This window comes from Shewanella sp. Scap07 (genome assembly GCF_013394145.1).
Classification (GTDB): domain Bacteria; phylum Pseudomonadota; class Gammaproteobacteria; order Enterobacterales; family Shewanellaceae; genus Shewanella; species Shewanella waksmanii.
This window is the reverse complement of record NZ_CP041329.1, coordinates 3,723,174-3,747,183: the sequence shown is the minus strand read 5'-3', so window position 1 is coordinate 3,747,183 and position 24,010 is coordinate 3,723,174. Positions and strand designations below refer to the sequence as shown.

At 45.0% G+C, this 24,010-nt stretch carries 17 protein-coding genes and 1 pseudogene; 8 read left to right on the top strand and 10 right to left on the bottom strand.

All coding sequences use genetic code 11. The annotated features are described in order from the left end of the window. Positions 1-11: 11 nt before the first annotated feature. Together FLM48_RS16410 and FLM48_RS16405 are read right to left on the bottom strand one after the other, a co-directional pair. The gene (locus FLM48_RS16410) at positions 12-2,498 is read right to left on the bottom strand and encodes an ABC transporter permease (RefSeq protein ID WP_179025370.1); all 2,487 of its coding nucleotides are present in this window, start codon (positions 2,496-2,498) and stop codon (positions 12-14) included. A gap of 11 nt (positions 2,499-2,509) precedes the next feature. Beyond that, entirely contained in the window at positions 2,510-3,175 is a 666-nt protein-coding gene (locus FLM48_RS16405) for an ABC transporter ATP-binding protein (protein ID WP_179025369.1), read from the bottom strand. Positions 3,176-3,439: 264 nt separating this feature from the next. Here FLM48_RS16405 and FLM48_RS16400 point away from each other — a divergent pair, with 264 nt between their 5' ends. After that, positions 3,440-3,967 (top strand): DUF4231 domain-containing protein, encoded by a 528-nt coding sequence (locus FLM48_RS16400; protein WP_179025368.1) that lies wholly within the window; start codon positions 3,440-3,442, stop codon positions 3,965-3,967. A gap of 86 nt (positions 3,968-4,053) precedes the next feature. On the opposite strand, the gene FLM48_RS16395 is transcribed toward FLM48_RS16400, so the two are convergent. The 3 genes from FLM48_RS16395 to FLM48_RS16385 all read right to left on the bottom strand — a co-directional run bounded on the left by FLM48_RS16395 (position 4,054) and on the right by FLM48_RS16385 (position 7,644). Further along, positions 4,054-6,021 carry an alkyl/aryl-sulfatase gene (locus FLM48_RS16395; RefSeq protein ID WP_179025367.1) on the bottom strand — a complete coding sequence of 656 codons (1,968 nt, stop codon included), beginning with the start codon at positions 6,019-6,021 and terminating at the stop codon, positions 4,054-4,056. Between the two features lie 241 nt (positions 6,022-6,262). After that, positions 6,263-6,922: a 3-oxoacid CoA-transferase subunit B gene (locus tag FLM48_RS16390; RefSeq protein ID WP_179025366.1), complete on the bottom strand. Its 660-nt coding sequence runs from the start codon at positions 6,920-6,922 to the stop codon at positions 6,263-6,265. 2 nt (positions 6,923-6,924) lie between these two features. Next, positions 6,925-7,644 (bottom strand): CoA transferase subunit A, encoded by a 720-nt coding sequence (locus tag FLM48_RS16385; RefSeq protein WP_179025365.1) that lies wholly within the window; start codon positions 7,642-7,644, stop codon positions 6,925-6,927. Positions 7,645-7,899: 255 nt separating this feature from the next. Here FLM48_RS16385 and FLM48_RS16380 point away from each other — a divergent pair, with 255 nt between their 5' ends. Genes FLM48_RS16380 through FLM48_RS16370 form a run of 3 tightly spaced genes read left to right on the top strand, consistent with a single transcriptional unit; the run spans position 7,900 to position 10,293 of the window. Next, positions 7,900-8,682 (top strand): 3-hydroxybutyrate dehydrogenase, encoded by a 783-nt coding sequence (locus FLM48_RS16380; RefSeq protein WP_028771357.1) that lies wholly within the window; start codon positions 7,900-7,902, stop codon positions 8,680-8,682. A 38-nt stretch (positions 8,683-8,720) separates the two neighbouring features. Further along, entirely contained in the window at positions 8,721-9,896 is a 1,176-nt protein-coding gene (locus FLM48_RS16375) for a thiolase family protein (protein ID WP_179025364.1), read from the top strand. Positions 9,897-9,924: 28 nt separating this feature from the next. Further along, positions 9,925-10,293, top strand: coding sequence for a carboxymuconolactone decarboxylase family protein (locus tag FLM48_RS16370; protein ID WP_179025363.1), 369 nt, complete (start codon positions 9,925-9,927; stop codon positions 10,291-10,293). A 50-nt stretch (positions 10,294-10,343) separates the two neighbouring features. Here FLM48_RS16370 and FLM48_RS16365 read toward each other — a convergent pair whose 3' ends face one another. After that, positions 10,344-11,891: a leucyl aminopeptidase gene (locus FLM48_RS16365; protein WP_179025362.1), complete on the bottom strand. Its 1,548-nt coding sequence runs from the start codon at positions 11,889-11,891 to the stop codon at positions 10,344-10,346. A gap of 303 nt (positions 11,892-12,194) precedes the next feature. Between FLM48_RS16365 and FLM48_RS16360 the strand changes: the two genes are divergently transcribed. After that, positions 12,195-14,375, top strand: a complete 2,181-nt coding sequence (locus FLM48_RS16360; protein ID WP_179025361.1) for a PHB depolymerase family esterase — start codon at positions 12,195-12,197, stop codon at positions 14,373-14,375. A gap of 394 nt (positions 14,376-14,769) precedes the next feature. Here the strand turns inward: FLM48_RS16360 and FLM48_RS16355 are convergent, their stop codons facing one another. Genes FLM48_RS16355 through FLM48_RS16340 form a run of 4 tightly spaced genes read right to left on the bottom strand, consistent with a single transcriptional unit; the run spans position 14,770 to position 19,294 of the window. Continuing rightward, positions 14,770-15,669 carry a hypothetical protein gene (locus FLM48_RS16355; RefSeq protein WP_179025360.1) on the bottom strand — a complete coding sequence of 300 codons (900 nt, stop codon included), beginning with the start codon at positions 15,667-15,669 and terminating at the stop codon, positions 14,770-14,772. Position 15,670: 1 nt separating this feature from the next. Then, positions 15,671-17,107: a hypothetical protein gene (locus tag FLM48_RS16350; RefSeq protein ID WP_179025359.1), complete on the bottom strand. Its 1,437-nt coding sequence runs from the start codon at positions 17,105-17,107 to the stop codon at positions 15,671-15,673. 7 nt (positions 17,108-17,114) lie between these two features. Continuing rightward, entirely contained in the window at positions 17,115-17,918 is an 804-nt protein-coding gene (locus tag FLM48_RS16345) for a hypothetical protein (RefSeq protein WP_179025358.1), read from the bottom strand. After that, positions 17,915-19,294, bottom strand: coding sequence for a hypothetical protein (locus tag FLM48_RS16340; protein ID WP_179025357.1), 1,380 nt, complete (start codon positions 19,292-19,294; stop codon positions 17,915-17,917). Before FLM48_RS16340 ends, FLM48_RS16345 begins: the two co-directional genes overlap by 4 nt. Positions 19,295-19,852: 558 nt before the next feature. Between FLM48_RS16340 and FLM48_RS22780 the strand changes: the two are divergent. The 3 genes and pseudogenes from FLM48_RS22780 to FLM48_RS16325 all read left to right on the top strand — a co-directional run. After that, positions 19,853-20,071 (top strand): annotated as a pseudogene (locus FLM48_RS22780) (transposase); the annotation flags it as partial. A gap of 263 nt (positions 20,072-20,334) precedes the next feature. Beyond that, positions 20,335-21,219, top strand: a complete 885-nt coding sequence (locus FLM48_RS16330; RefSeq protein WP_179025355.1) for a hypothetical protein — start codon at positions 20,335-20,337, stop codon at positions 21,217-21,219. Between the two features lie 859 nt (positions 21,220-22,078). Next, positions 22,079-23,422, top strand: a complete 1,344-nt coding sequence (locus tag FLM48_RS16325) for a coproporphyrinogen III oxidase family protein (RefSeq protein ID WP_179025354.1) — start codon at positions 22,079-22,081, stop codon at positions 23,420-23,422. Positions 23,423-24,010: the final 588 nt, after the last annotated feature.

Here is a 24,010-nt window from a genome sequence, read left to right as displayed (position 1 = left end):
GATGTGATGTTTTATTGCGCTTGTTGATACAAGCTGCGGACATCACGGCGCAAACTATGACGACTGGCGATCAATCCTAAGGCGGTGACGCTAACGGCAATCACCGTTACCGTGGATAACAGCCAAACCCAATCGGGTTGATAGCTAAGAGAAAACTGCGACTGGTAGATGAGTTGTCCAGCGATGCTAGTGCCCGCAATCGCCCCAAAGGCGGCAATGGATGCGGTGACCAACCACTCAATCACGTTAAGTTGCTGGCAGGTGGCGCGACTGAAGCCAAAACTGATTATTAGACTGTTTTTAACCCCTTCTTTGCCCTGCAAAGCACTGATTGAGGCCAGAATGACGATGATTGCTAATAGGATAATCATCGCAGTAAAACCGCTAATGACTTTAGTTATCATCACCAGTGTGGTGTCAAAACGCTGGGTCATCTCCTGCAGGGATACCATTCTTAAACTTGGGTGTTGTTGCCACAGTTGCGGCAGTTGTGACCAGTGTTGAGGCTGTAGCTCCAAGCTCGCCATAGCGTAGTGGCGAACTTGCACTTGGTCTATCAGTTCAGGCGGCGCTTGCAGCCAAAAGGTGATAGAACCATGGCCTGGACGAAACACATGGCTGGCAGTAATAGTAAAATCAATGGATCGGTTATTGATGATTAAGCTCAGGCTATCGCCTATGGCCAATCCTAAGTCTGTCATCACCTCTTGTTCCACCGATAGCTGCTGCCATTGCTTAGTATCGGCTTGCCACCATTGGCCGGCGACAATGCGGTTATTGCTTGGCACTTGCTGCTGCCAATGTAAACGGATAGGCCGAGATAAAGTGGCTAGGCTGTCGCTAGGTTGAATATCGAGATTGGCCAAAGCGGTTTGATTAACCGCAACCACATTGGCATAAAGATAAGGCTTATGTTGGCGCACCGTGATTTGCTGCTCATCGGCCCATTGCTGCAGGGCTTGCATCTGCACTTGGGTGGCCTGTGACACCATTAAGTTGCCGTCATGCTGCCTTTGATATACCTGCATTGTCGCGCCAATATCACGCAGCAACATTAAGGTAAACAGCAGTAAAAACGCGCATAGGCCAACGCCAATAATCTGCGTGCTTTTGCTGACAATCCGCTGTTTCATCATGAACAAAGCAAAAGGAAGCAGGCCAGACAAACGCGCAGTTAACCGCTCTCCTATGCTAAGTAGGCTCCAACTCATGGCAATCATCAACACAATGGCGCTCAGTATCGCCGTGACCATCATGGTGGTTAATAAGGCGTTGTCAGAATAGATTAAGGCAATTAAGCTAAGCACGGCTACGGCGCTTAACTTACTTAGCCAGTGATTGGCACCACCCTCTTGGCGATTAAATAACAGGGCTACCGAATTGCGATAGAGCATCAGCCAAACCGGTATCTGGAAAATGGCAAAAATCGCCCAAACGGCCAGCACCGATTGCAGTAGTGGTTGCCAGTGTATTTGCCAGTTTAGGCCAACAAATGTGTGGCTGAGTTGCCCCATTATCCAGTAGTGCAGTAGTGCGCTAAGAATGAGCACCAAGGGCAGTATGCTAAGTAGACCCAGTAGCCATTTACAACATGACACCGCGATTCCCATTTGCCTAGATGCCCCTAAGCTCATGCAGACCGCCGAGAAGTATTGCTCTTGTTTAACATGTACTTGGCTAAGTAAGTCTATTGCAATAGCGGCCATAAAGAACAAAATGATCGAGGCGAGACCCAGCACGTTTTCGGTGCGTTTCCAGAACAATGCCAGTGGATGATTACCCCGCTTGTGATGCAATTGCGCTGCAGGCAGGTGTTGGCGTTGCCAATGGATTAATTGCTGTGTTTGTTGTGAGTTGGCTTTAATGAGGTAGCGGTAGTGGATCAGATCGTCACTTTGGCTAAGTAAAGGTAAGTCCGCACGATTGATTAACGCGCGCATATCCACATTATGGCCTTCCATCAAGCGATCGGGCTCATGGGTAACAATACGACTGACTAGCAGTTTGGCATCACCTATATCAATCGTTTGCCCAAGGCTAACGCCAAGGCTTGCGACAAGTCGTGACTCAAGCCAAATCTCTCCTGAGTTAGGGCCGCTAGCTGTTGGCTTTGCCGGGCCGCCAACGCTATGGCTTGTGAGCAATTGCCCTTGTAATGGGTAGTTTGCGTTAACGGCTTTGAGTCTGACACGTTGCCAATGTTGCTGGTGGGTCAGTGTAGAATTGAGCTGTTGGGTTAGCAGTATCTCGTCGCTCATTGCAGTGACTTTGGCGAGCTGAGCAGCTGAGAGTGGCTGTGATTGGCTGATCACCACATCGGCACCGAGCAAGCTTTGCAGGTTTTTGCTCAAGTAGCTTTGAATGTTATTGGCGGTAAGACTCAAGGTGATAATGAAAACCATCAGTACCACTTGGGTGTAACGGTAAAGCCGCTGCGCAGGTTGTTGGCGCTGTTGCCAGTAAAATTGTGCCGCCAGCTGAATATATTGTCCGAACATGGCTGACCTCACTAAAGCGTTGGGCTAAGTTGCAATTGACCGTGGCAAAGGGAGTAACAATGCTGAGTTTGCGCAGCTAATGCCTCACTGTGGGTGACGATGACCAACGCGGCATTATGGGCTTGGCAACAATGAAATAACAGGTTGCTTATCCGTTGAGCATTGTCGTTATCTAGGTTGCCGGTGGGTTCATCAGCAAAAATAAACTTGGGCTCAAATACCAAAGCCCGAGCGATGGCGACCCGCTGTTGCTCGCCGCCACTGAGTGCGCTGGGTTTATGGTCTGCGCGGTGACCGAGGCCGACTTTGTCTAGCCAATGACGGGCTTTTTGCTGGGCGTGTTTATCGCCGCGCAGCTTGAGTGGTAGGGCAATATTGTTGAGAGCGGTGAGTTCAGGAAGTAAATGAAATTGCTGGAAAATAAATCCTACATCCATTTTTAGCTCACTGAGCGGCAGTGTGTGTTGCCCCTTGATGTATTGCCCTTGGCCAGTAGTCGGTTGCGCCAGCCCCGCAATAAGCATGAGTAGGCTGGTTTTACCGGCCCCCGATGGCCCGGTGATGGCATAGGTCTCGCCCTGATTAATGCTTAGGCTGAGTTGTTCAAACAAAGTGACACACGTGCCATTAGCGTTAAAGGTTTGGCTGACATGGTCCAAGTTTATACGGCAAGACATAGCAAAAGCTCAAGTAGATAAGTGATAGCTCAAATTAGCGATGTCGATGTGAAATGGATGTGAAATGGCTGTGGGGGGGTAAGAAGCGGCTGTGTGGGGTTATGAAGTGGCGATGCCAATTAGCAAACGTGGATAATATTCAGTCTGTTTTACCAAGTCATTATTAATATCTATTGCTATAAATCATCAATAGGGTGTATGTGATTATTTAAAACTTGCACTTAAATATAGATATCACAATATGATATTAATAAGGCTATAAATATGGATGCAGATGTAAAGGATTACCTCACTCGAATTAAACAACAGTCTTTTTTTGGTTGCGCCAAAATTGATGGTAGTTTAAAAAACTGTATTGATTGGTATAGAAGCCGAGCTAAATTATCTCACTACTGTTTTCGAATAGTCGGTTTTACTACTGTGGTACTGAGTGTGTCGCTGCCGTTTTCCTCGCAACTAGAAGCCATGATGGGAGAGGCGAACAATGCGAGTCAGGCGATGACAACAACAATGATAATGTCTTGGTTAATCGCGCTGGCTGGTGGTGCTAATGGCTTTTTTCAGTGGGGAAGGTCTTGGCAGTCTCGCACAGAGGCTTATATGCGATTGGAGCGGTTAACCATGGAGTGGGAAATTACGGTTCATACCCCAGCGGTGCAACTTCAAGATGTGATTTTAGCAACTAAAAAATATGTCAACGACTCACGAGAAACAATTAAAAGTGAAACAGGGACCTTTTTTGAAGAAGTGCAATTTCCTGAGGTTGAGTCGGATAAAAAAGAGAACGGTTAGCGGTTAAATATTATATAAAAATCACCTAGCGTTTAATTCGCTTAATGTAGGCGGTGTTACCTACATTAAGCGAAAGTCATTCATGACTATGGTGTCACCACATTAAACCAGAAATTAAACTCATCGAGCATACTCATTAACTGAGTAAATTTACTTTTATCTCCACTGATTTTTATTTCACCTGATTTAAAGGCCTCATCAAAAGTTAATTCCTTTAATTGGATTTTGTTCATGGTCTCCATGGTCATCACTAAACTGGCATCGGCATCCTTAACTTGATGTTGGCTGTGGTGTAACACGGCGTTCTCAAGGGTTAAGGTGTATTGGCTGTTTAAGTCAGTAAAGTCGATATTGATATCAATTTGCTGACCGGCGGCTTTAGTGGCATCTAAACGCACCGCTAAGTAATCAAACAGCATATCGGGAGTCATAGCTCGAATCGTATCAGGGGTGGCAGTTTGGGTGCCGCCAGCACTGGGCACACCGTTACGTAGCTCATAAGCGCCCTGTAAATAGACCGAGCGCCATGGGCCCGATTCCGCTTGATAACCCAGTTGCTCAAACGCATCGGCTAATAGCTCTTTGGCGGCATGGCTATTGGGGTTAGCAAACACTGCGTGTTTCATCACCTCAGCAACCCAGCGATATTCGCCTTTATCAAACGAGTCTTGGGCTTTTTTCAATACCTGCTTCTCGCCGCCCATAAACTGCATGTATTTCTTAGCCACTTGTTCAGGTGGTAGGTTATTAAGGTTTGCTGGGTTGCCGTTATACCAGCCCATATAGCGTTGATATACTGCACGGCTATTGTGACGCAAAGTGCCGTAGTAACCGCGGGTTGCCCAGTTTTGTTCGAGTTCCGGCGGCAAAGACAACATCTCTGAAATCTCTTCACCGGTATAACCTTGGTTCATCAAACGCACTGATTGGTCGTGGGTAAACTTGTATATGTCACGCTGCTTTTTAAAGTAAGGGACGATGTTTTCTTTGCCCCAAAGCGGCCAATGATGGCTTTGAAATTTAACTTCGGCTTTATCGCCCCATGTATCAATGGTTTCGTCGAGAAAGCTGGCCCATATTAATGCGTCACGCACTTGCGCGCCGCGCAGGGTTAAGATGTTGTGCATGGTGTTGGTGCTGTTTTCCGCCATCCACAGGGCGTTAAAGTCAGGAAACCATGTATTCATCTCTGCTGGTGCCTCACTGCCTGGGGTGAGCTGGAACTGCATGTTAACTCCGTCAATGGACAGGGTTTCACCGGTCTTAGTGATTTCATGGTTTGGCACAATTAAGCCGGCTAAACCGGTGGATACGGTCATACCTAAGCCACCATTCACGCCACCTTTGGCGTTACGGGGTAATAGTGCGCCATACATATAAACGGCGCGGCGGCCCATGGCGTTACCGGCGATAACATTTTCTGAGACCGCATGCTCAGTAAAGTGCTCTGGAGCGATAACTTGCACTTTTCCTTCTGCAACGGCTTTGGCGCTGGTGATCCCCGTGGCGCCGCCATAATGGTCGATATGGCTATGGCTATAGACAATCGCCACCACTGGGCGCTCGCCGAGTTGGGCGTTGATGAAATCAAGTGCGGTCTTGGCGGTTTCAGGTGAAATGAGTGGATCAAATACAATCCAGCCCGTTTTACCTTCAATGAAGGTGATATTGGTTAAGTCGAAACCTCGGATCTGATAAATATTATCAGTCACTTTGAATAAACCGTTCTGCATACCTAATTGCGCGTTACGCCATAAGCTGGGGTTAACGGTATCCGGAGCGGGGTTATCTAAGCTGATATAGGTTTTATATTGCTCTAAGTCCCACACCACATTGCCGTTAGCATCTTTTATGGTCACGGTATCGGGCTTGGCGATAAAGCCACGCTTTGCATCATCAAAGTCCTGTTTGTTGTTGAAGGGCAGCGCTTGCAATACATCGGCATTACGCTGCTTAGTGAATGATGTTGCAGGTTTTGATTGTGTGGTGCTTGATGCGATTAAAGGCACAGTTAAACTGACCACTGCGAAAAGACTCAGTGCGATTTTTATCATGATTAATTCCCTTTACTGATTAGCGTTTCCAGCTGACTTGGCAGTAATAACTAGTTAAATATTCTGCCTGCATGTCCTTGAACTTAGGCCAATATGGTTAAATTTACAACAGCTGTGAGGCAACAAAGCCGAGTTGGTTAGTAGGATTTACATTGCCAGCGCAGGTGAAAAAGGGGCGGGAAGTATTGCATCGCTTGGACGAGCAAGCGATGCAGTGTTGTATTGCCAAAGCTAGTGTCAGTTATTCAAAGCACATTTCTGGCACATGTTCAGGCACCACTAGCTCACCAGCGGTAAGCTTAATGATGGTTTCTATGCTAACGCCTGGTGCTCGTTCAAGCAGGTGAAACTGGCCATTTTTGATTTCGATGAAAGCCAGATCGGTCAATACCCGCTTAATGCAACCTTTGCCTGTGAGCGGCAGCTGGCATTGGCTAAGTAGCTTAGACTCACCGGATTTAGACGCATGGGTCATGGTGACAATAATGTTGTCGGCGCCGGCGACCAAATCCATGGCGCCGCCCATGCCTTTGATGAGTTTTCCGGGGATCATATACGAGGCAATATTGCCTTGGCAGTCAACTTCAAACGCGCCAAGTACAGTTAAATCAACGTGCCCACCACGGATCATCGCAAACGATTCTGCCGAGTCAAATATGGCCGCCCCCGTTGCCATAGTCACGGTTTGCTTACCGGCGTTAATCAAGTCGGCATCAATTTGCTCTTCGCAGGGAAACTGCCCCATACCCAATAAGCCATTTTCAGATTGCAGTAACACTTGCATACCCGCTGGAATGTAGTTGGCCACCAATGTTGGGATACCTATCCCCAGATTAACGTAGTAGCCATCTTGTAGCTCTTGGGCGACACGCTGTGCGATTTGTTGACGTGATAATGCCATGGCTAAGCTCCTTGTTTATCTGATTGGCTGCGTACCGTACGCTGCTCTATGTGTTTTTCAAAGGTGCCTTGGATGACGCGATCGACATAGATACCTGGCGTATGAATATGGTCTGGATCTAGTTCGCCAGCGGCGACAATCTCCTCCACCTCCGCGACCGTGATCTTACCCGCAGTCGCCGCCAGTGGATTGAAATTACGCGCGGTCTTGCGGTAGATAAGATTGCCAAAAGTATCGGCTTTCCAGGCTTTAACAATGGCAAAGTCGCCTTTAATGGCTTGCTCTAGAATATATTCTCTGTCGTCAAAGTGGCGTACCGGCTTACCTTTTGCCACGTCGGTGCCCACGCCAGTTGCGGTATAAAACGCGGGAATTCCCGCGCCAGCAGCCCGCATTTTTTCTGCCAGCGTCCCTTGTGGCGTGAGCTCCACTTCTAGCTCACCAGACAACATTTGCGCTTCAAAATGGGCATTTTCACCGACATAGGATGCGATCATCTTGCTGATCTGTTTACTGGGCAGTAAGACGCCAAGGCCATGCTCGGTGGTGCCGCAATTGTTCGATACTACGGTTAAGTTGCGGCTGCCTTTGTGTTTGATTTCGTTGATGAGATTTTCAGGGATACCACACAAACCAAAGCCGCCTGCGATGATGGTCATGCCATCTTCGAGCCCTGCCATGGCATCTTGGTAATTGTTAACCACCTTGTTTAATCCGGACATGAGTTGCTCTCCTGTTGTATCGCATGCGCACAGCGTTCACTTAGTGCATGGTATTGACCAACGCCATTGTTGGCTCTTTTTCACTATTACCTAATTTGGCGTTGCCTCCTATGGTACTAAGGTGCCAAATAAATCTGCCTCAAGTTGCAGTAGTCTGAAACCATGATCAAAGGGCGGTTGCCGAGTGCTCGGCTTATCAAATAACGAGGGCAATGCCGCTTTGATCATTTCTTTAGTGGTCAGAGAGGAGCAGACATGTTGCAAGGAAAAGTGGCGTTAATTACCGGGTCAACCAGTGGTATAGGTTTAGCAACCGCTCATGTGCTCGCAGAGCAGGGCATCCATTTGGTTATTCATGGCTTGTTGGGCCAAGAGCAAGGTGAAGCTTTGGCAAAAGAGTTTGCAGACAACTACCAAATCAACACCCTATTTAGCAACGCCGATCTGCGCGATAGTGACCAGATTAGTGCCTTTATGCAACAGGCCGTGGCGAGCTTAGGCGGCATAGATATCTTAGTCAATAATGCCGGCATTCAATACACAGATTCGGTGGCCAGCTTTCCGGTAAACAAATGGAATGACATTATTGCTATCAACCTTTCTGCGGCGTTTCATACCTGCCAGCAGGCGCTGCCGCATATGCAAGACAAACAATGGGGGCGGATTATTAACATTGCCTCAGTGCATGGGCTCGTGGCGTCGTTGAATAAATCCGCTTATGTGGCGGCAAAGCATGGCATTGTCGGCTTAACCAAGGTGATTGCCTTAGAGAACGCCGAGCTAGACATTACCGCCAATACTATCTGTCCTGGCTGGGTTGATACCCCATTAATTAATCAACAAATCACCGACATTGCTGAGCAGCAAACGCTGTCGTTTGAGCAAGCCAAATATCAGCTAGTTACCGCTAAACAGCCCTCGCCAGAGATGTTAGTGCCGCGGCAAATAGGCGAGTTTGTGTTGTTTCTATGCAGCGCCGCGGCCAGCGGGATCACGGGGGCATCCTTGCCAATGGATGGCGGCTGGACCGCGCAATAATCATAACTGGACAAAATAGCGACGCATTGGAGCTTTAGATGAACCGACAAGAGGAGGTGGTGATTGTTGCCGCCAAACGCACACCACTGGGTAGCTTTTTAGGCACACTGAAAGCGGCCAGCGCCGTTGATTTGGGGGCCTGCGCCGTTCAAGCGCTGATGCAATCTCAGCCACTGCAGCCAGATGAAATCATTATGGGCTGCGTGCTCAGTGCCGGTTTAGGCCAAGCGCCTGCTCGCCAAGTTGCTTTGGCTGCTGGCTTAGACAGTCGCGTGGCGGCAACCACAGTCAACAAAGTGTGCGGCTCAGGCATTAAAGCCATGATGATGGCCCATGACAGTATTATGGCTGGCAGCATCGATACCGCAGTAGCAGGCGGCATGGAGAGCATGTCTAATGCGCCCTACATGTTAGACAATGCGCGCGGTGGCTGCAAAATGGGCCACCAGACCTTAGTGGATCACATGATGCGCGATGGCTTAGAAGATGCTTATCAACAGTTAGCCATGGGCACGTTGGCACAAGCCACAGCAGATAAATACCAGCTAACTCGTCAGCAGATGGACGAGTTTGCCGCCCAGTCTATTGTGCGAGCACAGCAAGGACAGGCTCAAGGGCATTTTGTCGACGAAATTGCCGCGGTCAATATTAAGCAGTGGCGGCAATCGCTCACTATTAACAGCGATGAAGGGCCGTCGCAATGCAGTGCTGACAGCTTAGCGAAGCTGCGGCCAGTGTTTAGTCAGCAAGGCACCATTACCGCCGCTAATGCCTCATCCATTGCCGATGGCGCCGCCGCGGTGTTGCTGACTCGGGCATCTGTGGCCAAGCAACTTGATGCCGACCCCCTGTGCCGCATCGTTGCGCAAGCCACCCATGCACAGGATCCTGCCGATTTTACCTTAGCGCCAGTGGGGGCCATGGAAACCTTGCTGCATCGATGCCAGTGGCAACCCCAGGACGTCGATCTTTGGGAGATAAATGAAGCCTTTGCCATGGTGCCTATGTTGGCGATTAACCAACTGGGGCTTGATAGCAGTAAGGTGAATGTCAATGGCGGCGCTTGCGTGCTCGGCCATCCGCTGGCTGCCAGTGGCACGCGGATTGTTGTGAGTTTAATCCACGCTTTGCGCCAACGTGGCCTCAAAAAAGGGGTGGCCAGCTTGTGTATTGGTGGTGGCGAAGCGGTGGCGATTGCGATTGAAATGGTGTGATGAATCGTAGCTGCGATAAGGAGAGCATATGCATAAAGGAGAGCGAATTCGCCGTCAGGTAATGGGGAATGAATTTGTCGACCGCGCCTTAGATGCTGAGTCAGACTTTGCCATGCCACTGCAAAGCTATATTAATCAGCATTGTTGGGGCGCCACCTGGCAGCGTCCAGAATTAGATTTAAAAACCCGCAGCTTAGTGACATTAGCCATGTTGGCGGCATTGAAAGCCCCGCAAGAACTAAAAGGCCATGTGCGCGGTGCCATTAGAAACGGTGCGACTGTGGTAGAGATTCAAGAAGTGTTGCTGCACAGCGCACTGTATTGTGGTGCGCCCGCCAGTCGACAAGCTTTTACCGCAGCTGTAGAGGTGTTAACTGAGATGGGAAAGTTAGATTAAACATCATATAAAAGGCCTTGATGCATGCGCAGCAAGGCCTGATTTATGGGCTACTTATCGATGTGGTGAGTCATCAACCAATGGCTGAGTAAACGCACACCGTGTCCGGTACCACCGGCGGGGGTGACGCCTTTATCTTTAGCGGCTAAAGCACTACCTGCAATATCTAAATGGGCCCATTTAGTCTCACCGGTAAATTGCTGTAAAAAGGTTGCTGCAGTGGTGGCACCTGGGCCGCCATAGCCAGCATTTTTTAAGTCGGCAATTGGGCTTTTTAGCAAGTCTTCATAAGCTAAAGGCAGTTGCCAAAGCTTCTCATCAACTTGTTCACCTGACGCGCTTAACTGACTAACCAAATCTTCATGGTCACTAAATATTGCGGTATAACGACGACCCAAGGCGCGAACCTTAGAGCCAGTTAACGTGGCAACATCGACCATGACTTGCGGCTGATAAAATTCCCGCGCATACCATAGGCCGTCGGCTAAAATTAATCGACCTTCAGCATCGGTATTAAGCACTTCAACGCTGAGCCCTTCGGCGGTCATCACTACATCACCAGGTGCAAAAGCAGTATGAGACACCATGTTGGCCGCCATAGGCATAATCGCCACAACGTTGACCTCGGCTTTTTGCATCGCCATAGCTTTAATGGTGCCCAGCACTGCTGCTGCGCCGGCCATATCTGATTTCATCCGCGAGATTGAATCGCCCGTGGCCTTGATATTGTAGCCACCCGAGTCAAAGGTGATGCCTTTGCCAACCAATGCGATAGGGGCATCTTTACTGCCCTGCCAATGGGCGACGACTAAGCGTGCGCCTTCTTCTGAGCCGCGACCCACTGCATGCAGGGCGCCCATGCCTAGCTGATTAATCTTCTTTGGATTTAACACCGAGACTTTAACGCCAAGCTGTTTTAACTCCTGCGCCGCAGCGGCAAAGTCAACTGGCGTCATCTCAGTGGGCACTTCTGAGGTTAAATCACGGGCCAAGAATACCCCGGCTTCAACCGCTGCCAGCTGCTGATAGTGCTGCTCGGCTTGCTTAGCGCCGTTTGCTTGAATATTAAAGTGTTTTTCGGCGGGCTTTTTCTCGCTGAGGTATTTATCAAATTGATAAGCGCGCAAGTTAATACCGTGGGCTAACTGAGCCGCAAAATCGGCATTGCTGCCTGCGGCATCAATACCAGCGGTAATGATATCAACTTGGCTTGCCTCAGCGGTTTTGTCTTGGCGTAGGGTGGCTGTGAGCTCAGCCCCCAGTTTATTGATGCTGCCTGCATTTAAGCTGTCAGTATCACCAACGCCAATCACCAATAAGCGGCTGGCATCTAGGCCGTTGGGTAGCAAGATATCCACCACTTGGTCGCGCTCACCGGTAAATTGTTTAAGTTGGAGTGCGCGGCTTAACTGCTGATCCGTTTGTTTGTCTAACTGTTGTAAGGCGCTAGAGAGCGTTTCTCCAGCTTGATAGATCACTAAGGTATCGGCAGCTTGTTTATGTTGGCTGACAAATGAAAAAGTTTCGCCATGGCTGGCGCTACTACATAGTAGGCTCAGGCCAATAGCCGTTTTAAGCAGGTTGTTTTTAGTTAGCATAATTTCCCCAAGAAAACGTGCCTATCTCTGCGCGGTACCAAGCCGGTAGGCGAGTGATAGCATAAGACGTAAGGTGACATTTTATGTCAAAAGCGCGACATCATACTAAAGTATGCAAAGCAGATGCAAGTCACTAACAATTACTTAATGTTTGCTCGCGGCTTGTCACGCCATTAACGAGTTTATAAAACCGGCATTAGTTGAAACTGAACTACTGCTAAAGACCCATATTAAATTTGCTTTTATTTCCCTAGGTTGGTCGAACTGTTGGTTTTTTATACTAAACGGAAAAGGGAATAAATTATGACATTGTTCACCCTGAGTCGCCGTATTCAGTGGCGAGATCTTCTGCTGTTAATCAGTTTTATTGCGCCATTTAGCTATGCCGGTAGTTGGCAGCAAAATGTGTCGATTGGCGGTTTTAACCAAGTACATATCTATACCCCAGACTCACACTCTAGCATTGGCCAAGGTAAAGCCTTGATGTTGGTGCTGCATGGTTGTGTGCAGCCGATTAACAACTACCTGACGGCTAATTTAGAGCAGGCTGCAGAAGCGCACGGTATGGTGATTGCGGTACCTGATGCCATGAATAAAGCAGGCTACAGCTGTTGGTCATACTGGCAAGGCAGTATTAGTCGTACAGCGGGCGATTATAAAAACTTGATAAACTTAGCCAATACCTTGGTGGCAGACAGTAGCCGCAATATTGATGCTGACCAAGTTTATATTGCGGGTCTGTCATCCGGTGCAGCAATGGCCGCCCAAACTGCCTGTGTCGCCCCAGATGTTTTTGCTGGCGTAGCACCCAGTGCAGGGCCAACCATTGGTACCAGCTCCAATGGAGCTATTAGCGTGTGTGAGTCTGTAGCGCCTAGCACCTTTAAGTCGCGCTGTGAGAGTTATGCCGGCAGTTTTCAAGCGCATTTAGCGACTCAGATTGCGGTTGTGGGCCACGGCGATGCAGATACTACAGTGAATACCTGTTACAACCAGCAAAATGCCAATGGCTATGCGGCGGTGTATGGTGTCGCCGCGTTAAGTGGCACCACGACGATCAGTGATGGTGTGGGTCATACGGCCACAGAGTCATTGTGGTCTGATGGCAGAGTAGCAATGCTTTGGCTGCAAAACCTGGATCATTCCTGGTCGGGCGGCGCCGGTGCTAGCGGGGATTATGTGGCCGATGACAGCATCAATTTTGCAGACTATTTAGGCCAATTTTTTGCAGCCAATAACCAACGTGTTAATCGCAATGCCGGCCCTGAGTTATCGCAACTGAGCGCCGCTGCGCAAAATCAGCAGATAAGTGTGAGTGGCATTGCTCTCGATGCCGAAGGCAGTGTCAGTCATGTGAGTATATCCATTTACGCTATAGGTTCGGGGGCGCAGCAAATCGTTGAAACACTCAGTGTTAGTGTCGATAGTAGTCATCAATTCAGCGCACTATCATCAGCACTGACCGATGGGTTATATGAGGTGGAGCTGGTCGCCACAGACAATGAAGGTCAGTTGGGAGATAGCGCTAAAGTCAGCGTTCGTATTGGCCCAGAGCCTGCGCCAAGTGCGCCGCTATTAAGCCAGCTTGAGGCTACAGTGGCTGGGCAGTGCGTTACTTTAAGTGGGATGGTCAGTGATATTAACCTTAATGTCAGCAACGTCACAGTGAGCATAGATAGTGGCAGTGCACTGGTTGCCAATATCAGTGGTACGGGTGCGACGCAGGCATTTAGCCGTGAAGTGTGTCAATTGTCTGGTGGCGCCCATAATGCTGAGGTGCAAGCCATAGATGATAGCGGGTTAAGCACCAGTGAAAATATCGGTTTTAACATCGACGCAGGGGTAAGTGGTGACTATAACTTGCACATTAGTGAGGGCCATATCACCTGGGGCGTAGGTTATTCTGGGTGTTACTTAGCATTTGGTAGCAATAGTTTCACCATGCGAGAGTATCCAAGTGGTAACGATCAATGCCAGTGGGTGGCTGATGGTGACAGTAGTTGTGCTGGCCCACTACAAGCTTGCTCTGCGGGCCAACCGGTGAATGATAGCGATGGTGACGGTATCAATGACGATATTGATAACTGCGTGGATATTGCTAATAGCGATCAGGCAGACAATGATGCAGATGGTATCGGCAACCTGTGTGACAGCACACCGGACGGCGGTCTGGTTGATAGCGATAATGACGGCATTGCCGATGTTAACGACAACTGCCCAGCCATTGCTAATAGCGACCAAGCCGACAACGATGCCGATGGGATTGGCAATGTGTGTGACAGTACCCCAGACGGCGACAGTTTCAGTTGTACTGACACTACGGCTTCAAATTATGCCCATGTGCTTGCTGGCCGCGCGACCACCAATGGTATCTATGCTTTTGCACTAGGTTCGAACGCTAATATGGGGCTGTACAATATCTTTTATAGCACCACACTGGCGCAAACCGCCGATGGTTATTATCAAATAGGCACTTGCCCATAGGGACATTGCTACCCCGCTATTTTGATCTGTTGTTAATTTGCACAGACATCATGTGGGCCAATAGTGATATTAACCAGTATTTCATCCACAGCAGATAAAAAGCCTTGTACAGTTAACGTGTACAGGGCTTTTTTTTGAATTTAAAACGGCTAGCATTTTTGATTTGAATCTCATTTAGTCTTTACGGCACAATATTTTTCATGCTAATTTGAGTTTTTTCAGAGTTAACATGCCGGTGAGCCACTAGTCTCCAAATAGGTTTCTAAAAAAAGCTGATATTTTTTGACTACTACTGGATGAAGACTTTCTTTTTTTTAGCTCATTTACAAACTTCTTTAATTCTTCAGACTCACTAAGAAATACCTTTCTTTTGTCTTCATCTTCGGTTTTTACATTACTCATATGTAGAACTACTCAGGAACTTATAGAAGTGATTTTCAATGCCTGATAAGTATAACTTAAAGGCTCTTTTTGACTCAGAGTGATCGTAAACACGCACGAAATGTCTACATTTCCGAAGTTTTGACTCTTCAAACAACCCTTCTGTAGCATTCCATAAAGAGCCATTAGAATTATACACTCCTAGAGACTTAGTAATATTGATATTAGTTAATGCTTGTTCTTTCCGAGAATCAGGCCATCCTTTATGGACTACTACGCTACTTTCATTAATAACTATATCAAAAACATACTCTATAGAACCAGTTGTTTGATTAGCCCAGCAAGGAGGGTGATCAAGACCATTTCCGAGAGCTTCAAGCTTATTTCTCAAGTTAGCATTCTGGCCCGTCATATCGTTTACATTGTTTTGAAGTTGCTTAACTTGCTCAACAATGTCGCCATTTTCTGTATTAATTGAATTCTCCAGGATTTCTTTTACTTTTTCATACTCAAGAATTTTATCTGCAACTTTTTGAATATCTAGCTTGGTTTGGTCACCTATTAATGCTGAGTATTTTTCAACTTCATCCTCTAATTTTTTCTGTTTTTCTTGTGCTTTTTCTAACTTTCTTGAGGCTTCTTTCCCTCGACTGAGTTCAATAAAAAGTTCTTCTGGGTCAAATTCATCTCCCAAGGCCGCAAACTTGCTTGCTTCCGAAAGGCTTTCAGTTAAAACAGAAACCTGCTCATTTAGCTCCATACTTATTTCTTCTTGTTTATGTAAAGCATCCGCTGTATCGCTTATCTTCCAAGATGCAAATATTGCCAAAATAAAAAAAAAGGTAAAAGCTAGCTCAGTAAGTGACGTCTCTAGTACCGAATGTGAACGAGCCTCACTATTAGATAATGGCATTTTATTCGTCTCTCAGCTCTTTAATTTGAACAGCAAGTTCACCGTATACATTATTAATATCTGCTAACATCTTGTCGGACTTATCACGAGCAGAGTTTGCTGATACAAGTAATGCATCACTAGAAAGCTTATTTAGTTCAACTGAACTAGCTAATTGACTATTGAAAGTTGATACCGATACATTAAGAGAACCTATCGAATCATGCATTTCGACAAGCGCCTGATTGTTCTTGTCGACCGCTTCAAATGAGGAGTTAATTAGATTAGAAGATTCACTAAGTTTATCAACGTTAATTGTGAATTTGTTTAAACCATCATTAATAGAGGCGATCGAGTTACAAATAGGTTTTCTAACACTATCAATTTCCTGACTAATCCCTCTCAAAGTTGAACTAAGTAATACAGCTTGCTCCTGAACTTGCTCTTCAGCTTCAATCTTTATGTCAGTAAACGTACCTAAACTTGACAATATTGCTGTGCTAATTTGATTTACTGAGTTTTCATAAGAAACCAATTGAACCTGCAGGGAGCTTTCTAGCCCACTATTAAGGTTTTCCATATGTGCTTGAATAAAACTTCCTGACTTAGCAAGTTGTGTAGATAATGATTTATTAGTTTTCACTACGTCTTTAGTTATTGTTTTATAAGTTTCATTCTGCACATTTAAGCTATTGATCAGTTGACTAAGTGCCTCTTCAATAGGGCTAGATATAACATCAGGTTGAACATCTATAGCTGAGATTCTTTTCGAAAGCTCCGACATCGAAGTAGAGATCATTTTTTGGTCTTTGAGCATTGATTCTTTGAAGGTTGTGGCTAACTCATCCTGAACTTTCCTATAACCATCAGCGGAATCTAATAAAACCTTCTGAGTTTCAGTATGAACTTTCGTTAAACTTACAGAAACTTCTGATGTGAGTGTTTCTAATTGAGCAGAAAATGCCAAAAGAGAACGTTCTATTTCTGACTCTAAGTTTTTCCGTTTTTCCTTCGTCTGTATTGAAAATGAAGTTGTAGCAAGCCTTAAAAGTAATCCAACAATTGTAGTTAATAGCGCAGCACCAAAACTCCCCACAATTGAATTAATATTGACACCATCATTATTTGACAAAGACAACAATGAGATAACTAAAGAGAACATGGTAAAGATGAAGCCCATGTAGTAATAGCTATCACCAATTACCGATGAAGGCATTCCGGTGTTCATTTTTCGAACTACTCCCCAGTATCCTATCATGAGTAATACTGGGCATAGTAAAGCAAGAAATTTCGAGCTAAATGTAACTCCTAGTAAAATAAATATACCGCCGAAAACACATGCGGTAGTGAAAATGGCGCCAATAGGTAGTTGTTGTATCTTTACCTTTTGCCTTCCACTAATGAAGCCTTTTTTGACTTTACTTTCACTGCTTTTAGTACTTTCAACACTTTCTAACATATTCAACTCAATTTATTGATTTTACAGTAATAACCTGCCCACCTGCATTACTAACAAAGGCTTCCCAAAAGCCTATATGGCCTCGATTCTGCAGTTTTCGATCCTTAGCTCTGACAACATAAAGAATTTCAACATCTACACTTCTTAAATGAGGCCTAACTTCTAATGAATATGAAGAAGCTTCAAATGAATTGAAACTCGTATTCTGACGATATTGAGAGTATTTAGATGTGTGGTGTAGCATGTCAGATACTAAAATAATGCGCTTATTTTCAGCCTTACTGTCATACATAGTATTTACAGAGACAAATTTAATCATTTCAAATATTGGAGATTCTTTTGCAGAATGTTGACCAACTAAATTTTCGACTGCAACGACAAATCTATTATAAAAATTTTCATTCCACTGTTTTTTTAGCCTTCGTTTATTTGAAGTCAGCTCATTTGCTTCACTACCATCTCCGGCATTACAGCCTTCAACTATACTGGAATTTTTACCCACGGACTCATTTAATACATAGAGCGTGAATTTTTCATCAATAAGTGCTTCTGAAAGAGTTTTTTGTATTTCTTTCGTAACCAACATTGCTTGTGTTTCGGAAAAGCTATCTGTTGCATCGATAACTATAGCAGTCTCTCTGGAAACATATCCATCAAGGCGACAAGATGAAACTGTTTCCCTTTTAATTACATTGGCATTAGCTTCGTAAAGAAAATACCCGGCGACTGTCAATATGCAAACACATACAGCAAGCAGTAACCACCCCTTTTGATCAGCTTGCTTTTTTTTTCTTCGTCTTACTGAACTCACAGTTTACATGCCTCATTAATTTTAGAGTGATATGTTTCTTTAATAGAAAACAGTTCAGACTTTATTCTAGGGACAGCTATAGCTAATTTTTCTTTTGTTTCTAACAAGTCATTTCTAGTATCAACAAATTCAACCATAAAATTTTGTTCAGAAGATATACTTAGTTGAGATGAGTTAAAGTAAGCAGGACTTGGGTCAGAACGCTCATTTGAGTTGATGTCTCTATATAGAGTAACTACATAATTCAAACAGTTTTGTAGGTGTACAATGTATGAGTTGTATGCTGACTGTTGGTTTTCAATGGAATTAACATAGCTATTTAAGCGTTTGCTAGTAAGGATTACGCTTTCATAAATATCATCTAACCTTGAATCGAGCTCTTCATGCAGTTCATCAAACTCATCATAGAATGATTCTTTTTCTCCAGTAATATCCTCTTTTAACTGCTCTCGATCCCTAACTATCTTTCCATATTTGGGGTATTCATCATCAATTTTATACCCCTTAAAAATTGCGAAACCAAAAAAAACCAAACCAATTGCGATCAGCAGCCAAGACTGAACATCGTAAATTGTTAGAATTCCTTCAGAAAATCTATCTACTGCGATCGATTTAGCATTATCAGGATCAATACCTAATGCCTCTCGATAATGCCCAACAAGGAGGTTAAAAACTGTCGAGAAAGTGATGGAAACAATAAGAGTAAAGTATGCAAAAATACTTTTCGCTCGAGAAATATGATTCTTGTACCTTAAGAAGAAACCAGTTATGAACCCAACAGAAATATTGAAAAACGAAATAACAAAAGCAATTGCGATTCCGCCAACTAGCCCACTATCGCTTCCTTCTGCAAAAAAGACACCGTTAAGCATTGATTCAGCAATAAGAGCTATAAATAGTAAAGAAAATGTTAAAACGTGGCTTGGTGGGTAACTAGCGCTTCGTCTCAAACCATTAGTCTTTTTGAAATGATTTATGTCGTCATTTATCTGCCGATAATCGTCTTCCATTGACTTCAATAAAGAAAGTTTACTATTGAGATTTGATACAATTTGAGATTCAAACTTGCTTGTCATTTGCTCAATTTCACTAGCTTCCTTAGTGATACTAGTATTAAGTATTGAGTCTCGAAGATCTGAGAGAGACTGCTTAACTCTGTTACCAGACTGAAATGCTCTTCTGGCTAAATCTTCCTGGAACTTAAGTTCATTAGCATCTGGAGATAAACTTCCCGAAATAGGCTTATCTTCTCTTGCGGCTTGCTTTGCAAGGTTTTCAACGTCTAATTCAAGAGCTAATTCATCTTGATCTATTACTCTAAATTCAACAGGTTTATGAACAGAAACAACAGTTTCCTTCTGTATCTTTCCAAACATAAAATCACCTCAAAAAATGTGGACTTATCGTAAGTCATATTTCTGACAAAAGCCAAAAAAATTTTGCAAGAATGAGTCATAAATTTAAAGTTATAACAATGTTTTTACTTACTTATTTTATATAATAGCTAGTATGAGGGAGAGTTATAGTACTTGATAGCGGGTTATGTTGATAAACTTCCCTACTTTTCAATGATCTATGGTGATCTGGAATGCTGCTTTGGAGCTCAATGGAAAAACATTCTGCAAATCGAGTTTTAGATGAGCAGCTCTGACCAAGGTTTTTAAATCACTTTCTCTGGTTTGCTCTAAGAGGCTTAGCATTGGGTGACTTGTAATAGGCCTCTTGATAGAGATAACTAAGCTGATTGTTATAAGTAGGCAACATCTCATCTGTGCAGGCATTTTTTCTGTCTTGCTTGTTGCACGTTTACAGTCGAAGCTTGGGGCCATTAAATGATAGGACAGTCATAGTTAATGCCGTAAATGACAAGCACCTATTATGATTGATTAGCACATAAAACAAGGAGGTTAAATGGCAAGACCTAATGGACCCACATTAGTCTCGAAGACACGCCTTACTATCACGCTTGCATTCGTGTTATACGACGTGCTTTCTTATGCTGTGATGATAAATACACTGGCAAAAACTATGACCATCGCCGTGGTTGGGTAGATGCTCAAATCTTGAAACTTACCGAAGTGTTTGCCATTGACGTAGCTGCATACGCAGTGATGAACAACCACCTTCATGTCGTGCTTCATATTGATGTTGTGTAAGTTAACGTCTGGTCTGATAGGGATGTAGTATTGCAAAGGCATAAACTGCCCCACAACGAAATCAAGCAAAAATCAGCAAGACGTCAGGTATTTTGAGTTCTACTCAAATACTTTGGCCTTGTGTCTCATTGAAGGCTGATCTTCAGTGAGCAATGCTCTGCAATCAAAGGAGCTGATTAGCAACGCCTAATTGCTGTATTTAGCGTCGCAGTCTCAAGAGTCACAGGTTTAAAGTATTAGTTGTTTAACAAGGATAAATTATGAAATGGACGGTTATATTTATTGCATTTTTGCTTATCACTAGTACAGCTTGTGCTGGTAGTGATAGCGATAAAAAGGGCAAGGAAGATGTCGAGGTTACATCTTATTTTGGTGAGCAGCCGCCGGGGTTAACGCCGAAGATTTTTGAGCCGGCAATGCTTTCTCCTGATGGATTGTTTGAGGGGGGAAGCTTCACACCAGATATGCAGCATTTCTACTTCACAAGGAAGAATGGCAAATATAAACAGCGCACGTTCTTTGTTATTCAACAGCAGAATGGGCGTTGGGGGCAGGAAACAGAAACTGATATAAAATGGTCACAGTTCTCGGCTGATGGCAAGGTGATGTACATTGGCAAAGGTTATCGCGAGCGGACTAAAACTGGCTGGTCGGCGCTTAAAAGCCCCGGCGATTTTATCAATAAAATGGCGCATGGAAGGTCAGTTTCTGCTAACGGGACTTATTATTACACTGTGTATGAAAAAGCAGACATAGGCGAGATGTATTTTGCGCGTCTAAAGGACGGAGAATATGCGTCTGCGGTGAAAATGAGCCATGACATTAATACCGGAGAGTTTATTGCCCACCCCTACATAGCGCCCGATGAATCTTATTTGATTTGGGATGTAAGACGCGAGGGGGGCTATGGACAAGCAGATCTGTATATCAGTTTTAGAAACCAGCAGGGGCAATGGTCACCTGCCATCAATATGGGTCCATCTATCAATACTGCAATGCAAGAAAGCGCGCCGCAGGTAACCCATGATGGTAAATACTTATTTTTCACCAGAGGCGAGTGGCTGACAAAACCAGACGGCAGCCAGAACTATGTCGGCAAACGATACTGGGTAGACGCAAAGGTGATTGAAAAGCTTAAACCATAAACACTGGTTTTGAGTTTCATTCTGAAAGGCTAAATCGAAGAGATACTTAATCTAGTGCAGATACGGCTGAGGGTATCGAAAACATGGATGTTTTCGCTAAGCGGTCATGGATGACGCAAAGCGTCCCGAAAAAGTATCTGCACATCCCCCGCTGGAGGCGAAGCTGTTTGGCTCACCATCAACAGAATGATGCCCCTCGCCCCGTTGGAGGCGATAACTCCCCATCAATCATGGGGATATGATTGCGAACTCCCCGCTGGAAGCGTAGTTTTCGGCTTATCATCAGCATGATGATTGTAAAATCTCGTTGGAGGCGATAACTCCCCATCAATCATGAGGAATATGATTGCAAGCTCCCCGTTGGAGGTAATAACTCCTCACCAATCATGGGAATATGATTGCAAGCTCCCCGTTGGAAGCGATAACTCCCCATCAATCATGGGAATATGATTGCAAACTCCCCCCTTACTTAGCGGTAACCCCCGCTGGATAACCAATGGTTGACCATGGTTTTTTGAGCTTAAATGTACTGAATTTTTCACATAGGAAGTGACGACTTGAACCATGAATTTGTATCAGCTCACAGTAAACTCAATGCTGAGGCTTACCTCTAAAAAATGACAAGCTATTTTTATGAAATATATTGGTTATGAGTAAAATAACTATGTGATTTATATCTGCTTTATACTGTAATTACATACTGAGCATGTAGTAATTTGTATATTTATGGGAGGGGTATCGTTTTACTTTTCTACTTTAGCCTATCTTAATTGTGTCAATTCTCAGCAAGCAAGTTGTGCCTTCTCAATGAGAAGCAAATGATGGCCTTGTTTAGAAACTCAAACATGGTGAGGGGCTTATGGCAATACGACAATCTAAAACAGTAATCAATTTGGCAAGCCAAAGCCTAGATTGGGTGATGGGTCATAATATTAGGCAAGCGCTTAGTTTAAATGATGCCGTTGAGTTAACCTATGTCGCCACGCTGCGCGTATCTGATAAACCTATTGAAACGCTATACATTCATATTCCTTTTTGTCACACACTTTGCCGTTTTTGTTCGTTTCATAAAGTGAAGTTTGATGAGGCATTAGCGCGGCAGTACTTTAGTGCGTTAAGAAAAGAAATTCGTGAAGTCATAGCAAAGGGCTACCGTTTTAATCGGGTCTATATAGGCGGTGGTACCACTACCATCTTAGAAGATGAATTAATCGGTTTGATTGAGCTGATTAAGTCGCTAACGCAAATCCGCGAGGTCTCAACAGAGAGCGACCCGATATACTTTAAGGCGGGTAATCCACATTTGTTGAAAGGTTTAGTTGACCGTATTTCTGTGGGTGTACAAAGTTTTGATGACAAAATTCTGAAGGCCAGTGGTCGGTTTGAAAAGTTTGGCAGCAGTTTGCAGCAAGCGGAGTATGTCAGCCGAGCGATAGATGTGATTCCCACCGTAAACTTAGATTTAATGTATGGCTTTAACGTGCAAACGCCAGAGTCGGTCACCCAGGATATTGAACAAGCAATAAGATTGGCGCCAGAGCAAATCACTACCTATCCATTAACGGCCGGAATTGGTAAAAACCGTAAAAAGGCTGGCAAATTATCGGGCAAGAATGAAGATTTATGGCCTCAGTTTTTAGCGGTTAAACAAGCAATGGGCGATAAGTATTTAATGGAGTTCCCATGGACTTATAGCCGAAACAGTGGCCAAGCTAACGACAATAAATATGTGTTAGATGGTGAGGACTGTTTTGGTGTGGGCTCAGGTGCATTTGGCCGATTTGGTAAACAGTTTAGGATATCAAGTTTTGATATCCCGCATTATATTGAACGTATAAACAAGGGCTTATCCGGTACCTGTTACACAAAATCATTGAGTCAGCAATCATTATTACATCATTACTTATTGATGATGATGGGGCATGGTTTGCTAGATAATCAGCAGTTCAAAGCTCATACCGGCAAATCCTTGTGGCAAGCTTTCCCGATTGAGTTGGCTTACTTACGCACCATAGGGGCTATTGAAAAACAAGGCGCGAACTATACCTGCACAACCGTAGGCCAGTTTATTGCATTAAAGATGTTTTCAGGGTTCCTAGCGGGAATGGATTATCTACGCGATCAAGCAAGAGAGTTACCCTATGCTCAGATGGTGAATGAACACTTAGCACAAGACGCTTATTTGCAATCAAAGCCTATCTAGCCGTCATATGAAAGCTGGTAGGTGGGGGCAGGGTAAACTTGTTTATCCCGTTCATTTTCGATAACCAAAAGGCTAAATCGAAGAGATACTTAACCTAGTGTAGATGCGATTGTGACCTTCGACCACAGGACGTGGTCGCAGAGCCTATAGGGACATATTCACCGCGTGTCACAGTAGTATCTGCACATACCCCGCTGGAGGCGCAGCTGCTTGATTTATTATCAGCAAGAAAATATCTAACAATCGCTGGCCGCTAGGGCTTATGTAAACACTGCTGTGACACGCAGCAAGTACAATCCCTGTATGCGCTGCCGTGACGTCCTGTCACGGAAGGTCACAGCCGTGTTCACACTTGGTGACTATTACTTCGTAGCCTAGTGATTGGAGCTTTAAAAGTTTCATCCTGAAAGGCTAAATCGAAGAGATACTTAATCTAGTGCAGATACGGCTGAGGGTATCGAAAACATGGCCACTCCTTGGCATCCATGCCACCGCGGCATTTGTGAATCCCTTCACATCAGATGCTGTCGCAGAGCGCCCATGGAAGGGTTCACAGCGTGCCGTAAAAGTGTCTGCACATACCCCGCT

Coding starts and splice junctions, on each gene's coding strand:
- FLM48_RS16410 (WP_179025370.1), bottom strand. CDS start 2,498: ATGTTCGGACAATATATTCAGCTGGCGGCACAATTTTACTGGCAACAG.
- FLM48_RS16405 (WP_179025369.1), bottom strand. CDS start 3,175: ATGTCTTGCCGTATAAACTTGGACCATGTCAGCCAAACCTTTAACGCT.
- FLM48_RS16400 (WP_179025368.1), top strand. CDS start 3,440: ATGGATGCAGATGTAAAGGATTACCTCACTCGAATTAAACAACAGTCT.
- FLM48_RS16395 (WP_179025367.1), bottom strand. CDS start 6,021: ATGATAAAAATCGCACTGAGTCTTTTCGCAGTGGTCAGTTTAACTGTG.
- FLM48_RS16390 (WP_179025366.1), bottom strand. CDS start 6,922: ATGGCATTATCACGTCAACAAATCGCACAGCGTGTCGCCCAAGAGCTA.
- FLM48_RS16385 (WP_179025365.1), bottom strand. CDS start 7,644: ATGTCCGGATTAAACAAGGTGGTTAACAATTACCAAGATGCCATGGCA.
- FLM48_RS16380 (WP_028771357.1), top strand. CDS start 7,900: ATGTTGCAAGGAAAAGTGGCGTTAATTACCGGGTCAACCAGTGGTATA.
- FLM48_RS16375 (WP_179025364.1), top strand. CDS start 8,721: ATGAACCGACAAGAGGAGGTGGTGATTGTTGCCGCCAAACGCACACCA.
- FLM48_RS16370 (WP_179025363.1), top strand. CDS start 9,925: ATGCATAAAGGAGAGCGAATTCGCCGTCAGGTAATGGGGAATGAATTT.
- FLM48_RS16365 (WP_179025362.1), bottom strand. CDS start 11,891: ATGCTAACTAAAAACAACCTGCTTAAAACGGCTATTGGCCTGAGCCTA.
- FLM48_RS16360 (WP_179025361.1), top strand. CDS start 12,195: ATGACATTGTTCACCCTGAGTCGCCGTATTCAGTGGCGAGATCTTCTG.
- FLM48_RS16355 (WP_179025360.1), bottom strand. CDS start 15,669: ATGCCATTATCTAATAGTGAGGCTCGTTCACATTCGGTACTAGAGACG.
- FLM48_RS16350 (WP_179025359.1), bottom strand. CDS start 17,107: ATGTTAGAAAGTGTTGAAAGTACTAAAAGCAGTGAAAGTAAAGTCAAA.
- FLM48_RS16340 (WP_179025357.1), bottom strand. CDS start 19,294: ATGTTTGGAAAGATACAGAAGGAAACTGTTGTTTCTGTTCATAAACCT.
- FLM48_RS16330 (WP_179025355.1), top strand. CDS start 20,335: ATGAAATGGACGGTTATATTTATTGCATTTTTGCTTATCACTAGTACA.
- FLM48_RS16325 (WP_179025354.1), top strand. CDS start 22,079: ATGGCAATACGACAATCTAAAACAGTAATCAATTTGGCAAGCCAAAGC.